Annotated in this window: 14 protein-coding genes; 6 read left to right on the forward strand and 8 right to left on the reverse strand. The window is 70.9% G+C overall.

Annotated elements, in window-relative coordinates; genetic code table 11:
* Window positions 1-20: 20 nt before the first annotated feature.
* Complete coding sequence (locus tag ACFC1W_RS08725) at window positions 21-947, reverse strand: carbohydrate ABC transporter permease (RefSeq protein WP_375991077.1); 927 nt, start codon at window positions 945-947, stop codon at window positions 21-23.
* A gap of 1 nt (window position 948) precedes the next feature.
* Window positions 949-1872, reverse strand: a complete 924-nt coding sequence (locus tag ACFC1W_RS08730; RefSeq protein ID WP_375991079.1) for a carbohydrate ABC transporter permease — start codon at window positions 1870-1872, stop codon at window positions 949-951.
* A 117-nt stretch (window positions 1873-1989) separates the two neighbouring features.
* Between ACFC1W_RS08730 and ACFC1W_RS08735 the strand changes: the two genes are divergently transcribed.
* Window positions 1990-3027 carry a LacI family DNA-binding transcriptional regulator gene (locus ACFC1W_RS08735; protein ID WP_375991082.1) on the forward strand — a complete coding sequence of 346 codons (1038 nt, stop codon included), beginning with the start codon at window positions 1990-1992 and terminating at the stop codon, window positions 3025-3027.
* Window positions 3028-3077: 50 nt separating this feature from the next.
* Here ACFC1W_RS08735 and ACFC1W_RS08740 read toward each other — a convergent pair whose 3' ends face one another.
* Window positions 3078-3830: an SDR family oxidoreductase gene (locus tag ACFC1W_RS08740; protein WP_375991085.1), complete on the reverse strand. Its 753-nt coding sequence runs from the start codon at window positions 3828-3830 to the stop codon at window positions 3078-3080.
* A 124-nt stretch (window positions 3831-3954) separates the two neighbouring features.
* Here ACFC1W_RS08740 and sigJ point away from each other — a divergent pair, with 124 nt between their 5' ends.
* Together sigJ and ACFC1W_RS08750 are read left to right on the forward strand one after the other, a co-directional pair.
* A complete protein-coding gene (gene sigJ, locus ACFC1W_RS08745) occupies window positions 3955-4836 on the forward strand; it encodes an RNA polymerase sigma factor SigJ (RefSeq protein WP_375991088.1) in 882 nt (293 codons plus the stop codon).
* A gap of 31 nt (window positions 4837-4867) precedes the next feature.
* A complete protein-coding gene (locus ACFC1W_RS08750; RefSeq protein WP_375991091.1) occupies window positions 4868-6997 on the forward strand; it encodes a S9 family peptidase in 2130 nt (709 codons plus the stop codon).
* 14 nt (window positions 6998-7011) lie between these two features.
* Here ACFC1W_RS08750 and ACFC1W_RS08755 read toward each other — a convergent pair whose 3' ends face one another.
* From ACFC1W_RS08755 to ACFC1W_RS08765, 3 genes are all read right to left on the reverse strand, one after another.
* A complete protein-coding gene (locus ACFC1W_RS08755) occupies window positions 7012-7197 on the reverse strand; it encodes a DUF1918 domain-containing protein (RefSeq protein WP_241112134.1) in 186 nt (61 codons plus the stop codon).
* A gap of 61 nt (window positions 7198-7258) precedes the next feature.
* Window positions 7259-7483, reverse strand: a complete 225-nt coding sequence (locus ACFC1W_RS08760; RefSeq protein WP_241112133.1) for a hypothetical protein — start codon at window positions 7481-7483, stop codon at window positions 7259-7261.
* Window positions 7484-7529: 46 nt separating this feature from the next.
* Window positions 7530-7946 carry a VOC family protein gene (locus ACFC1W_RS08765; RefSeq protein ID WP_375991095.1) on the reverse strand — a complete coding sequence of 139 codons (417 nt, stop codon included), beginning with the start codon at window positions 7944-7946 and terminating at the stop codon, window positions 7530-7532.
* Window positions 7947-8338: 392 nt separating this feature from the next.
* Here ACFC1W_RS08765 and ACFC1W_RS08770 point away from each other — a divergent pair, with 392 nt between their 5' ends.
* Window positions 8339-9508 (forward strand): RtcB family protein, encoded by a 1170-nt coding sequence (locus ACFC1W_RS08770; RefSeq protein ID WP_375991098.1) that lies wholly within the window; start codon window positions 8339-8341, stop codon window positions 9506-9508.
* A 187-nt stretch (window positions 9509-9695) separates the two neighbouring features.
* On the opposite strand, the gene ACFC1W_RS08775 is transcribed toward ACFC1W_RS08770, so the two are convergent.
* Together ACFC1W_RS08775 and ACFC1W_RS08780 are read right to left on the reverse strand one after the other, a co-directional pair.
* The gene (locus ACFC1W_RS08775) at window positions 9696-10676 is read right to left on the reverse strand and encodes a DNA-3-methyladenine glycosylase family protein (protein WP_375991101.1); all 981 of its coding nucleotides are present in this window, start codon (window positions 10674-10676) and stop codon (window positions 9696-9698) included.
* Between the two features lie 356 nt (window positions 10677-11032).
* Window positions 11033-11809 carry a winged helix-turn-helix domain-containing protein gene (locus tag ACFC1W_RS08780; protein ID WP_375991104.1) on the reverse strand — a complete coding sequence of 259 codons (777 nt, stop codon included), beginning with the start codon at window positions 11807-11809 and terminating at the stop codon, window positions 11033-11035.
* A gap of 606 nt (window positions 11810-12415) precedes the next feature.
* Between ACFC1W_RS08780 and ACFC1W_RS08785 the strand changes: the two genes are divergently transcribed.
* Window positions 12416-13456: a LacI family DNA-binding transcriptional regulator gene (locus ACFC1W_RS08785; RefSeq protein WP_375991107.1), complete on the forward strand. Its 1041-nt coding sequence runs from the start codon at window positions 12416-12418 to the stop codon at window positions 13454-13456.
* A gap of 106 nt (window positions 13457-13562) precedes the next feature.
* Entirely contained in the window at window positions 13563-14870 is a 1308-nt protein-coding gene (locus ACFC1W_RS08790; RefSeq protein WP_375991110.1) for an ABC transporter substrate-binding protein, read from the forward strand.
* Window positions 14871-14894: the final 24 nt, after the last annotated feature.

A 14894-nucleotide genomic window follows, 5' to 3' on the forward strand; every position in this document is an offset into this window, starting at 1 on the left:
TTCGAGCGGTGAGCTCCCGGTCACTGCTTGACGCTTCCCGCGCTCAGGCCGGACTGCCAGAAGCGCTGGAGGACGAGGAAGGCGACGACGATCGGCACGATCGTGAGAAGCGAGCCGGTGATCACCAGGTTGTAGATGGGCTGGGCGGCGACGCCGCTGGCCTGCGCGCTCCACTGGCTGAGGCCGACGGTGAGGGGGTACCAGGTGGGCTCGCTCAGCATGATGAGCGGCAGGAAGTAGTTGTTCCAGGTGGCGACGACGGCGAAGAGCAGCACGGTCACGATGCCCGGGGCGAGCAGACGCAGCGAGATGGTGAAGAACGTCCGGAACTCGCCCGACCCGTCCATGCGCGCCGCCTCGAGCAGCTCGGTCGGCACCGCGTCGACCGCGTACGTCCAGATCAGGTACAGGCCGAACGGGCTGATGAGCGACGGCAGGATGACCGCCCACGGCGTGTTGGTGAGACCGAGCTGGCTGAACATCAGGAACGTCGGCACGGCGAGCGCCGTGCCCGGGATGGCGATCGCACCGAGCACGACCGCGAAGACCGCGCGCCGCCCGGGGAAGTTGTACTTCGCCATGCCGTAGCCGGCGACCGTGGCGAGCAGCGTCGCTCCGCCGGCGCCGACGATCACGTAGAGGAGCGTGTTGCCGAACCACTGGACGAAGATGCCGTCGCGGTAGGTGAGCGTGTCGACGATGTTCTGCCACAGGTTGAAGTCGGAGCCGAACCAGAGTCCGAAGGTGGAGAACAGGTCGCCCTGGTCCTTCGTGGCGTTCACGAGCAGCCAGACGAGCGGCACGATCGAGTAGATGACGAACACGGCCATGACGATCGTGAGGACGATCGACCTGCGCTGGCGCGACGGCGTGCGGCGTACGTAGTTCGGGCGTCGGGTCGACGAGCGGCGCTGCGGGGGAGCCGTGAGGGTGGCGGTCGTGGTCATGTCAGCGCACCTCCTGTCGGGAGCCGCGCAACTGCACGATGTAGGCGATGGTCGCCGTGATGACACCCATGACGATCGCGACGGTGGCCGAGTAGTTGAACTGCTGGCCGGCGAACGACAGGTTGTAGGCGTACATGTTGGGCGTGAAGTAGCTCGAGATCACGTTGGGGGCCAGGTTCTTCAGCAGGTTGGGCTCGTTGAACAGCTGGAAGCTGCCGATGATCGAGAAGATCGTCGCGATCACGATCGATCCGCGCAGCGCGGGGATCTTGATGCCCGAGATGATGCGGAACTGCCCGGCGCCGTCGATCTCCGCGGCCTCGTACAGCTCGGTCGGCACGACCTTGAGAGCCGCGTAGAAGATGAGCATGTTGTAGCCCATGAACTCCCAGGTGACGATGTTGCCGATCGAGGCGAGCACCCAGTCGGCGCTGAACGGGCGGAGGATCTCGGCGCCGAGCAGGTCGTTGAGCGAGCCCGTCAGGCCGAACTGGTTGCCGTAGATGAAGCCCCAGATGAGGGCAGCCACCACGCCGGGGACCGCATAGGGGAGGAAGATCGCGATGCGGAAGAACCCGGTGCCGTGGAGCCGCGCACTGTCGAGCGCGAGCGCCGCGATGAGCGACAGTGCGAGCATGATCGGCACCTGGACGAGCAGGAAGAGCGTCACCCGGAAGAGCGACTCCCAGAACTTCGGGTCCTGGAAGAGCTGCGCGTAGTTGGCGAGACCGACGAACGCGGTGCCGCCGACCAGCTGCTGGCGGAAGAGCGTGAGGATGAGCGCGTAGACGACCGGTGCGACGAGCACCGCGAGGAACACGATCATGAACGGGCCGACGAAGGCCCAGCCGCGCCAATCGCGGCGCGCACGCGACGACCGCCGTGGGAGGGGGCGTGCGGTGGGTGGTGCTGACGCCGTCGTCATCTCGAAGTCCGTTCGTCGACTTGCAGGCATGTTTACGCGAACATGATGCGGGCGAGCCTAGCATGTTTGCGTAACCATGCAAGACTGTGGTGCACACGGGGAACGGATCGGGGAGAGATGACGGGGAACGGGTACATCGAGGCCGCGCGGCGGCGACCTGCGTCGATGGCGGATGTCGCACGCCACGCGGGAGTGTCGTCGCAGACGGTGTCACGCGTGGCCAACGGGCTCACCAACGTCGACGACGCCACGCGCGAGCGCGTGCTGTCCTCCATGCGCGCCGTGGGCTACCGTCCGAACGGCGCGGCCCGCGCCCTCAAGTACGGGCGGTTCCACACGATCGGCGTGATCATGTTCACGCTCGAGACGCTGGGCAACGTGCGCACCCTCGACGCCATCGCCACCGAGGCCGCCGCCGCGGACTACACCGTGACGCTCATGCCCGTGCCGGATCCCACGATGGGTGCTGTGTCGGGCGCGTACCGCCGGCTCAGCGAACAGGCCGTCGACGGCATCATCATCATCTTCGAGGCGAGCCTGCTCGACCGGGTCGAGATCACGCTGCCGCCGGGACTGCCCGTCGTGGTCATCGATTCCAACGCGGGTTCGGGCTTCGCCGTCGTCGACACCGATCAGGCACTCGGTGCACGCCAGGCGACCGAGCACCTCCTCGGTCTCGGCCACCGTCAGGTGTGGCACATCGCGGGGCCGACCTCGTCCTTCTCGGCGGGCCACCGCGTCGAGTCGTGGCGGGCGACGCTCGAGCAGGCGGGCATCATCCCGCCGCCGCTCGTCCACGGCGACTGGACGACCGAGTCGGGCCACCGCGCCGCCCTCGAGCTGGCCGGCCGCGACGACGTCACCGCGATCTTCGCCGCGAACGACCAGATGGCCCTCGGAGCCATGAAGGCGCTGCACGAGCTCGGGCGCGACATCCCGAATCAGGTCAGCGTGGTCGGGTTCGACGACATGGACGAGTCGCGTGCCTTCTGGCCTCCGCTCACGACCGTGCGCCAGAACTTCCGCGAGGTGGGCCGGATCGCGATGGAGCGTCTGCTGGCGCAGATCGATGATCCGGATGCCCCGTCCCAGACGACGCTGATCCCCACCGAACTCGTCGTGCGCGAGAGCAGCGGCCCCCCACCGGCGCGCTGACCGAGCCCGGCATTCCCCGCCCCTGCGACGGAGGCGAGCGCCGCACCCTCTTACGCCTTCCCCGGTTGGCGCGCGAGCCACGACGCGAAGGTCTCGGTGCCGAGCGCGGCGCCGGGCCCGGGCAGCGCCGCGCCGGCGCGCATGCCCTTCATCTGCGGTCCGGGGAGGCTGATCGACGGCACCCAGCCGCGGTTGCCGAGGTGGCGCGCGTAGGCGCGCACCATCTCGTCGAGCCGCTCCTCGCGCGGACCGGCGAAGTCGTCTGCGCGGCCCTGAGGCGCGGCTGCGGCCAGCGCCGCGAGCCGCGCACCCACTTCGGCCGCGGCCACCGGCTGCACCCGTGCGCGCGGTGCGATGTGGAGCGGGCCGAGCTTCGCCCGGTCGTAGAGCTGGCCGGCGAACTCGTGGAACTGCGTCGCCCGCAGGATCGTCCACGGAACCGCGGATGCCTCGACCACGCCCTCCTGCGCGACCTTGCCCGCGTAGTAGTCGTACGGGATCCGGTCGATGCCCACGATCGAGAGCAGCACCACGTGTCCGACGCCCGCACGCCCTGCTGCCGCGATCAGGTTCCCCGTCGCCGTCGTGAAGAACTCCGTGGCGACGTCGGCCGAGAGCGTCGTGACGTTCGCGGTGTCGATCACGGCGTGGACGCCGTCGAGCGCGGCATCCACTCCGTCCCCGCTCATCAGGTCGACCCCGGCGCCGCGCGTGAGCACGACCGGCTCGTGCCCGGCCGCCCGGACGGCGTCGACGGTCGGTCCTCCCACGGTGCCGGATCCTCCGGCGACGGCGACTCTCATCAGGTCTTCTCCCTTCGGCGCTGGTGTGCGCTCCTGCCACTCCGACGATGCACGGCCCCAGAATGTGAGGTGCGGGCTCACATCCGGGGTCGCAGCGTCGTCGATGATGCGGGAGGAGACCGACATGGAAGACGTCGATGAGCTCGAGAGCGAGCGGCGGGGCCTGCTCGGCCTCGCGTATCGCCTGCTCGGCACGGTCACCGACGCCGAGGACGCCGTGCAGGAGACGTACGTGCGCTGGTACCGGATGACCGGCGAGGAGCGCGCCGCGATCCGCAATCCCGGTGCCTGGCTCACGCGCGTCGCGAGCCGGGTGTGCCTCGACATGCTGGGCTCTGCGCGGGCGCGCCGCGAGTCGTACGTCGGTGAATGGCTGCCCGAGCCTGTGCCGGGGGAGTCGGCGATCGCCGCATCCGCTCCGCTCGACCCGCTCGACCGCGTGACCCTGGACGACTCCGTGTCCACGGCGCTGCTCGTGGTACTCGAGTCGCTCACGCCGGCCGAGCGCGTGGCGTTCGTGCTGCACGACGTCTTCGGCGTGCCGTTCGCCGAGATCGCCGAGGCGGTGGGGCGCACACCGGATGCCGCGCGCCAGCTCGCCTCGCAGGCGCGCCGCCGCGTCCGCGAGCGCCGCGCCGGCGCGGCCACGCGCGAAGAGCACGACGCCGTAGCGCGGGCGTTCGCCGCCGCCACCACGACCGGAGACCTCGCCGCCCTCGTCGCCCTCCTGGACCCCGACGTGGTGCTGCGCGCCGACGGCGGCGGCCTCGTCTCGGCGGCACGGCGCCCGGTGCTCGGCGCCGACCGTGTCGCCCGCTTCCTGCTCGGCCTGCCGCACCTGCTGCCCGAGGCGCAGGTCGAGCCGACGGTGACGGCCGACGGGCTCGCCTTCCTCGTGACGGTCGATGGGCGGGCCGACTCGGTGATGACGCTCGAGGTCTCGGGCGACCGCGTCACCGGCGTGTACATCGTGCGGAATCCCCACAAGCTGACCCTCTGGCGCTGACGCCCGCACGCCCGCGGGTTAGCGTGGACGGATGGCGACACCCTTCGACTCCCTCGACGACTTCATCGCGCTTCCCCGGACCGAGGCGGTGGCGCTCTCTCCGGACGGCCGCGCCGCCGTGCTGACGGTGGCGGCGTTGAAGAAGGACGGCACCGGCTACGACCGTTCGCTGTGGAGCGTCCCCGCCGACGGCTCGGGCACCCCCCGCCGGCTGACGCGCTCGGCGAAGGGCGAGACCGGAGCGGCGTTCACAGCGAGCGGCGACCTGCTCTTCGTATCGGCCCGTCCCGACGCCGACGGCGACGCCGACGACGAGTCGGGCCAGCTATGGCTGCTGCCCGCCGCGGGCGGCGAGGCGCGCCCGGTGACGAGGCTCGCGGGCGGCGTCGACGCCGTCGCCGCGACCGCCGAGGCATCCGACCGCATCGTGGTCTCGGCATCCCTGCTCCCCGGCGCCGAGACTCTCGAGGCCGAGGCCCGCCTGCGGGCGCGCCGCAAGGAGAAGAAGGTCTCGGCGATCCTGCACGAGACCTACCCGGTGCGGTTCTGGGACCACGACCTCGGGCCGGCCGAGCCGCACCTGCTCTCCCTCGACACCGCCACGCTCGCCGACACGATCGCCGCAGCGGTGGCCGACACCGCCGCCGAGACGGAGGAGAAGGCCGATGCCGCGGCCGCCGCGGCCCACGCGCCCAAGGCCGCCGACTCCGACGAGAAGCCGTACCCCGCGACGCTGCCCCGGCCGCGCGATCTCACCCCGCGTCCGGGCCGATCGGCCGACATCGCCGGTGCATCGCTCACGCCCGACGGCACGACGCTCATCGCAGCGATGCAGCGGCACGAGCAGCGCGGCGGCCGGTACATCATCGTGTCGATCGACACCGGGACCGGCGGCCAGACGGTGCTGTTCGACGAAGCGCGAGTCGACTTCGACAGCCCGGTCGTCAGCCACGACGGATCGGCCGTCGCGTACCTGCGCTCGGCCAAGTCCACCCCTGAGGGGCCCACCGACGCCGAGGTGTGGGTGGCCGGCATCGACGGCTCGAATCCGCGCCGCCTCGCCGCGGACTGGGATCGCTGGGCGACGAGTCTCGCGTGGGACGCCGGCGACGCGGCGCTCATCGCGACCGCCGACGACGACGGCCGCGGCCCCGTGTTCCGCATCCCGCTCGACGGCGGCGCACCTGAGGCGCTCACCGCGGACGACTTCACCTACTCGCACGTGTCGGTCGACCGGGCGTCCGGCGACCTCGTCGCCCTGCGATCGTCGTGGGTGACACCGCCGCACCCGGTGCGGATCGCGCGCGATGGCGCGGTCACCCCGCTCGCGACGCCTGCCGCGCCTCCCGAAGGCCCCGGCTCGATCGTCGAGGTCGAGACCACCGCCGAGGACGGCGTCCGCGTGCGCGGCTGGCTGCTGCTTCCCGACGGCGCCTCGGCCGACGCCCCCGCGCCCCTGCTGCTGTGGATCCACGGCGGCCCGCTCAGCAGCTGGAACGCCTGGAGCTGGCGCTGGGCGCCGCTGCTCGCGGTCGCGCGCGGCTACGCCGTGCTGCTGCCAGACCCCGCGCTGTCGACCGGGTACGGCCTGGACTTCATCGCCCGCGGGTGGAACGCGTGGGGCGTGGCGCCGTACACCGACCTGCTCGCCATCACCGACGCGGTCGAGGCGCGCGACGACATCGACGCCGAGCGCACGGCCGCGATGGGCGGGTCGTTCGGCGGCTACATGGCGAACTGGGTCGCCGGGCACACCGACCGCTTCCGCGCGATCGTGACTCACGCGAGCCTGTGGGCGCTCGATCAGTTCGCCGGCACCACCGACATGTCGGTGTACTGGCAGGAGATCTTCACGCCCGAGGCCATGGGCGAGAACTCACCGCACCGGTTCGTGCGCGACATCCGGACACCCCTGCTCGTCGTGCACGGCGACAAGGACTATCGCGTGCCGGTCGGCGAGGGCCTGCGGCTGTGGTCGGAGCTCGCCGAGCACCACGCCGACGACGACGGTCGCATGCCGCACCGGTTCCTGTACTTCCCCGACGAGAACCACTGGATCCTCAAGCCGCAGCACGCCGTCATCTGGTACGAGACGGTGTTCGCTTTCCTCGCGGAGCACGTGCTCGGGAAGGAGCCGACGCGTCCCGAGCTGCTCGGCTGACCATCGCCGCTCGCTCAGGACTCGTGGCGGATCTCGCAGTCGCTGCCCGGTGAGAGGATCGCCTCGTGCCCGTCGTCGAACCGGACGACGAGCAGCGGGGTGTCACCGTCACCGCGCACCTCGATGACCTCGCCTGCACGTTCGGCCGCACCGACGATGCGGCCGTGGATGATCACGCGGTCGCCCACGCTGGCTTGCATTCAGATCACCTCCTGGCGCTCACGATACGACGCGCACGCCGGGAGCGGTAGGCGTGACCTGCTACAGCTGTGCGCCGTCGTCGTCGCGGTTCTCGAGACCGACGTTGCGGCCGCGCCACGACTCGTAGGCGATCAGCCAGCCGATCGAGACGGCCAGCGCCAGGAACAGTCCGACGAGCAGCTGGCCCCAGATCAGCCCGAAGACGATGCCGACGGTGAAGATCAGCGCGGTGCCGAACGCCCATCCGGAGTGACCGCGGGTCCAGCGCTTGCGAGGTGTGGTCATGGCGACAGCCTAGGGTGCGCCGCGAGGAGCGCGACCGCGCCACGGCTCACTGGGGCGGGGCGTTGAGCGCGAGCATCCAGTCGATGCCGAACCGGTCGGTGAGCATGCCGAAGCGACCGCCCCACGGCGGGGTCTCGAACGGCATCACGACGGTTCCGCCCGCAGCCAGCGCGTTCCAGTAGGCCTGCAGCGCGGCCTCGTCGTCGCCACTGACAGACACCGAGATGCCGGCGGGTTCGCGGTACTCGACCCCGCTGGGGGTGTCGGCCCCCATCAGCACGAAGCCGTCGGGCGTCGACAGCTGCGAGTGCATCACCAGGTCGTTCTCGGACGGGTCCTGCACCATGCCCTCGTACTGGCCGAAGGTCGAGATGTCGAGCTCGCCGCCGAAGACGCTCTGGTAGAACGTCATCGCCTCGCGGGCCTGGTTCTTGAACGAGAGGTACGGGTTGAGGCTCGGCATGACGACTCCAGAAGGACGATGGGGGTGGGATGCCGCGCCCGGCCGCGTGGCACGACCCAGTGTCGTCCGGGCCACCGACATCCGCGAGCCGCGCTTGACCTCGCGCCGACCGCTCCACTATGTTGGCGAGTCCGTGCCGACCGGCACGGAACCACAGGCGAGCCGAGAGGACGACGGATGAACGCGCAGCGCGGACTCCGTGTCGAGCCGGTCCTGGGCACGCAGCCCGGCGACCGCCACGAGTCGTCCCCTCCGGCGCAGGCCGTGTAGCAGCATCCGCTCTCCACGCCCCGCACCGCACAGGTCCGGGGCGTTCCTCTTTTCCAGGGGTGCGCAGCGGACCGTGAGTCCGCCGCGCAGGTCCGTCAGGACCCTCCAGAAGGAAAGGAACCATGGAGAGGCTCTCCACCCGGCTGCTCTCGTGGGCGAGCATGCTCGACGACAAGACCGTCGAGCAGGCCCGCACCTCGTCGAGCATGCCGTTCATCCACCCGCACCTGGCGCTCATGCCGGATGCGCACCTCGGCAAGGGCGCGACCGTCGGATCGGTGATCCCGACCCTCGGCGCGATCATGCCGGCCGCCGTCGGCGTCGACATCGGCTGCGGCATGATCGCCGTCCGCACGCAGTTCACGCGGGAGCAACTCGTCGCGCGCGACCTCAGCGTGCTGCGCGAGCAGATCGAGCGCGCCGTCCCGCTGTCGGCGGGTCACGCCAACCGCAAGGTCGTCGCGACCGCCGAGCCCCGGGTCGCCGAGCTCGAGGCCCTGGCCGAGAAGGCCGGGTTCGACCCGTCGACGTACGCCGGGCACTGGCGCCTGCAGCTCGGGTCGCTCGGCTCGGGCAATCACTTCATCGAGGTGTCGGTCGACGAGCTCGACCGGGTGTGGATGTTCCTGCACTCGGGTTCGCGAGGCGTCGGCAACAAGATCGCGACGCATCACATCGCGGTCGCGCAGCGGCTCGCGAAGAAGTGGTGGATCGAGCTCCCCGACCCCGACCTCGCGTACCTGGTGGAGGGCACGCCGGAGTTCACGCGCTACATCCGGGAGCTCCGGTGGGCGCAGCACTTCGCACTCCTCAACCGCGAGGAGATGATGGACCGTGTCGCGCGGCAGCTCTCCGAGGTGATGGGCGAGACGGTCGTCGAGCACGAGCGGATCAACTGCCACCACAACTTCACCGAGTCCGAGAAGCACTTCGGAAAGCAGGTGTGGGTCTCGCGGAAGGGAGCGATCCAGGCGGACGCGGGCCGGCCCGGGCTCATCCCCGGCTCGATGGGCACGGCGTCCTACGTCGTCGAGGGGCTCGGCAACCCGCTGTCGCTGAACTCGTCGCCGCACGGTGCCGGCCGGGAGTACTCGCGGTCGGCCGCCCGGCGGACCTTCACGCACGCGCAGCTGCGCGAGGCGATGGCGGGGATCGAGTTCCGCGACACCGATGCGTTCATCGACGAGATCCCGCAGGCGTACAAGCCGATCGATCGGGTCATGGCGGACGCCGCCGACCTCGTGTCGATCCGCCACACGCTGCGCCAGCTCGTCAACGTGAAAGGCGACTGAGCGGATGCCGCGGCCCGCGCCCCGGGCCGGGTCGCGGCATCCCTCCCGATCTCGTGAACTCGGCGGGCCGGGCGGTCAGGTGTGCCCCGACGTCGACGGCGCGCGCCGGCGGTGCACGACTGCGTCACGCCGGCATCGCCTCGCGAGCGAGCCTGTGCGTGCTGCGCCTGCCGGGCTGCGGGGTGGGTCAGTGGGCGCGGTGGTCTTCGGGGTGCAGGCGTGGAGCGCGCCTCGGCTCGCGGACGCCGCTCGCGTACAGCAGCCGGACCACGCGCTGGCGCTGGCCGGCCCACGGGGCGAGGAGTCGCAGCATCCCATCGTCGTCGACGCGCTCGCCGGTCAGCGCGTAGCCGACCTCGTGAGCCAGGTGGAAGTCGCCGACGCTCACGGCGTCGGGGTCGCCGAGGGCCCGGATGCGGGTCTCGGCCGACGTCCAGGGTCCGATGCCGGGGTGGCTGACCAGTACCCGGTCGATGGCCTCGCCGTCTTCGGCCGCGAGCACGGCGCGCACCAGTGCGTCGCCGCGGCGCGCGGCGCGCACGACGGTCTTCGACTGCGGCGGCTCGAGTCCGGCGCGGTGCCACGCCCACGACGGCACGTCGCGCCAGCCGTCGATCGACGGGGGCGCGAACATCGGTCGCGGGGTCGGCCCCGGGGCGCGCTCGCCGTGCCAGGTCACGACGCGCCGCCATGCGGCGAAGGCCTGCATGCCGGTGACCTTCTGCTCGAAGATCGCGCACGCGAGAGCGTCGAAGACGAGCCCGGTGCGCGCCAGTCGCAGGCCGGGGTTGCGGCGGTGGGACTCGGCGATGAGCGGATGCCGCGACCCGTCGAAAGACGACGGATCATCCGCGGCGCCGCAGAGCTCGGGCAGCTGGGCGAGCGCCCAGTCGCGGCCCGGGCCCCAGGCCGCGCCGCGGACGACTCCCGGACTCGTCTCGCGGATCGCGAGGGTCGCGATCCCCTCGGGCGTGCGGCTCGCTCTCCAGATCACGGAGCCCGACACGGTCATGGTGGGGTCGTTCGCGCCGCGCCGCAGGAACAGCAGGGTGCGGGCGAGGTCGAGCGGATGCCGCGGCCGGTACTCGGTCTGGAGGGGCTGGTCCGGGGCGGGCCGCGGGTCGCGCACGACCGCACCGGAGCGGCGGGTCGGCGCGACGAAGGTCATGCCTCGACGATACGCCTCAGGTTCCGACATCCCCTCCCGCGTTCTGCTCACCTGTCACGAGGTGCCGCGCGGCGCGGTGTGTTGTGACAGGTGAGCGGTGGGGAGTGGGCGTGCTGGGGCTCACCTGTCACGAAGTGCGGGGTGCGACGGCGTGTTGTGACAGGCGAGCAGCGCAGGGGACCCGGGCGTTCTGGGGCTCACCTGTCACGACGTGCCGGGTGTGACGGCGTGTTGTGACAGGGGAGCAGCGCAGGGGGACTCGGGCGTTCTGGGGCTCACCTGTCACGAGGTGCCGGGTGTGACGGCGTGTTGTGACAGGGGAGCGGTGGGGAGGCGGGGCCGACGAGGAGCGCGGGTCAGAAGCGGTCGGGCGACGGCGTGCCGTGGCCGTAGCGGATGACGACGTCGGCGTGACGGTCGAAGCGGTAGCCGACGCCCCGGACCGTGCGCACGATGTCTTCGTACCGGCCGAGCTTCGCGCGCAGGCGGCGCACGTGCACATCGATCGTGCGCTCACCGGGAGCCTCATCCTCGGTGGCGCCCTGCCAGAGCGAGGCGACCAGCTCGGTGCGCTCGATCGTGCGGCCCTCGCGCAGCACGAGGTACTGCAGCAGCTCGAACTCCTTGAACGTGAAGGCGGCCGACTCGCCGTCGATGAGCACGCGCTTGCGCGAGATGTCGACGACGACGCCGCCGGCGGCGCGGTCCTCGTCCTCGGGCTCCTCGCTCTTGGTGCGGGCGATGGCCGACGGCTCGTGCAGCGCCAGGCGCACCACGTCGACGTCGCGGCCGCCGGAGCCGACCGGGGCGAGGGCGACGGTGGCGTACGTCTCGGCCTCGGGCGCGAGCTCGCCCAGCGTGCGGCGCAGCGCCTCGACGAGGACGCCGAGGCTGACACCCGATGCCGCGGCCTTCGCCTCGTCGATTCCGACGTAGAGCGCGAACCCGCGAGGTGCAGTTCCCGGGGGCAGGTGGCGTGACGGCTGCGCGGCAGCCGGGGCGGGAGCGGCCGGAGCGGCGGCGGGCGCCGAGGTGTCGATGGTCGGAACCGGACGGGTGACCGCGCGCAGGTGGCGGACGGGGGCGGGGGCCGGGGCGGCGGCGGGGCGGTCGAGAAGAGCGGTGGTCGACATGATGATGGTCCTTGCGGGAGGGAACCCGGGCCGATGCGGCGCGAACAGGTTCGGATGTGCTGATGCCCGGAGAGGGCGGTGCCCAGGGAGGGCGGTGCCCGGTGCGGGCGGCCCGTCGTCGGGCGATGTTCGAGGCATCCGGGTGCGCGTGGTCTACGCACGAATCCCGGTGCTTCGGGGGACACGCTCGGCCGTGGTTCAGAAGCGGCGTGCGGGTCCGGCGGGGGTCACCGTGCTAGTGGCACATTCGACAACACATGGCAACGCGACCGGCCATCATCATGCCGGCAGCTCCGTTCGCCTCCCAGGCGGACAGTGAGCGTGCGTTGTCAGTCATGTGGCCGATTATGACGGAGTGCGTCGCAATGCGTCAAATCGCCCTGGCGCGGCATCCCGAGCATGACGAAATGTGACACATTGCTCAGTCGCCCGAGGCAGCGGTGGTGGTCGCTGTGCCGCGGACTTCTGCATGCCGCGCGTCCGGGGATATGTTGCCAAATTCCACAAATGTGTTGCGCGGGTGCCCGACCTGTGCGTAACATGCCTGTCGAAGCGTTTCCGCGAAGCGCTTCGAGCATGAACTTCCGACAGACGACGAGGTCGAACGTGGCGAACATCAACGAGGTGGCAGAAGCCGCCGGGGTGTCGATCAGCACCGTCTCGTACGCGCTGAGCGGCAAGCGCCCCGTGGCTCCCGACACCCGTCGTCGCATCGAGGAGGCGGTGCGCGAGCTCGGCTACAGCCCGAACGCCGGCGCCCGGATGCTCGCCGGTTCGCGCACGCAGATCTTCGCCCTCACCGAGCCGCTGCGCAAAGACACGCACGCGCCCACGCACATGTCGTTCGTGCTCGCCACGGCGGTCGCCGCGCGACGCAACGACTACGACATCCTGCTCCTCACCGACGAGCAGGCCCAGGCCGGCATGAGCCGGGTCGCCGCCAACGGCTTGGTCGACGCGATCCTCGTCCTCGACGTGGCCCCCGACGACGCCCGGGTCGCGCTCGCCCGGCAGATCGCGACCCCGACCGTCTTCATCGGCATCCCCGACGACAACGACGGGCTCGTCTGCGTCGACCTCGACTTCGAGGCGGCGGCCGCCCGCGCCGTCGACCTGCTCGCCGCTGCGGGGCACCGCTCGATCGGGCTCGTCGGCCAGACCGACACGGCGTACGTGAAGTCGAACTTCCCGCCGCGTGTGCGGGCGAGCGTGCTCGCCCGTGCCGGCGAGCAGGGACTCGAGGTCGCGTACGGCACCACAGGCAAGAAGCACGCCGACCGCGCCGCCGCCCGGCGGACGGCCGCGCAGCTGCTCGACGGCGGCGCGACCGCGCTCATCCTGCACTGCGCCGACGAGGCGCACGCCGCGGTGCTCGCCGAGCTCGACACCCGCGGGCTGCGTGTCCCCGAAGACGTCTCGGTCATCTCGGTCGGCGCGTCCTTCGACCTGAGCACGCTGGCCGTGCCGCTCGACTCCATCCCACTCGTCCCCGAGGAGTCATGCGATCTCGCCGTCGAGCTTGCGCTCGAGATGCTCGGGCCGAACCGCCCGGAGCCCGGGCTGCGGTTGATCCCGCCCACCTACGAATCCCGGGGCACGATCGCCGCGCCGCCGGGTTCCCGCCCGTCGGGAGCCGCGGCGGACTGAGGCCGCGGCATCCGATCCTCGCTTCGCTGCCCGCCATCGAAGCGCTTCGACACAACTGAATCCTCCACCTCGACCGACGCAGGTCACCATGAAAGGAGTGCCACTGATGGCACGATTCACACGCAAGAACGCCCGGCGCGGCCTCGCCGCCGTCGGCGCCCTCACCGTCGGCGCGCTCGCGCTCGCCGGCTGCGCGGGCGGCTCGTCCGACTCCGGCGACGGCGACACCCTCAAGCTGTGGCACTACGAGGGTGAAGACAGCGCGATGACCAAGGCCTGGAACGAGGCGATCGAGGTCTTCGAGGAGGAGACCGGGGCGACCGTCGAGTTCGAGCAGAAGTCGTTCGAGCAGATCCAGAAGACGGCGAGTCAGGTGCTCGACTCGGACGCCGCGCCCGACCTCATGGAGTTCAACAAGGGCAACGCGACCGCGGGGTTCCTCGCGTCGACGGGGCTCATCGCCGACATCTCGGACGCCGTCGACGAGTACGTCTGGGCCGACAAGCTCGCGCCGTCGCTGCAGACGACCGCGAAGTACTCCGAAGACGGCGTCATGGGCGGTGACACCTGGTACGGCATCCCCAACTACGGCGAGTTCGTCGGCGTCTACTACAACACGGATGCCTTCGCCGAGGCCGGCCTCGAGATCCCGACCACCTACGACGAGTTCGTGGACGTGCTCGACGCGTTCGTCGCGCAGGGCGTCACACCGCTCGCCGAGGCCGGTGCCGAGTACCCGCTCGGCCAGCTCTGGTACCAGCTCGCGCTGACGCAGGGCGACCGCCAGTTCGTCAACGACTACCAGCTGTACGAGAACCCGGTCGACTGGCAGGGTCCCGAGCTCACCTACGCGACCGAGACTCTGGCCGAGTACGTCGACAAGGGCTACATCGCCTCCGACGTGTCGTCGGTCAAGGCCGAGGACGCCGGTGTCTCGTTCATCAACGGCACCGCGCCCATCTTCGTGTCGGGCTCGTGGTGGTACGGCCGCTTCGTCGAGGAGGCCGGCTTCGACTGGACGCTGCAGTCGTTCCCCGACACGCAGCTGTCGCTCGGCTCGTCGGGCAACCTCTGGGTCGTCCCGGAGAACGCCGCGAACAAGGAGCTCGCCTACGAGTTCATCGACATCACGATGCGTCCCGAGATCCAGGCGATCATCGGCAACAACGGCGGTGTGCCCGTCGCCGCCGACCCGGCCGACATCACCGACCCGAAGAGCCAGGAGCTCATCGCGGCGTTCAACGGCGTGCTCGACGACGACGGACTGTCGTTCTACCCGGACTGGCCCGCGGCCGGCTTCTACGACGTGATCGTCCAGCAGCTCCAGGGCCTCGTGACCGGTACGCAGGACGCCGAGACGACCAACGCCAACCTCGGCTCCGAGTACGACGCAGGGACAGCGGACTTCCGCTGACCCGACGGCGGTGGGCGGCGGCAG

Source organism: Microbacterium sp. NPDC056003 (genome assembly GCF_042274785.1).
Lineage (GTDB): Bacteria > Actinomycetota > Actinomycetes > Actinomycetales > Microbacteriaceae > Microbacterium.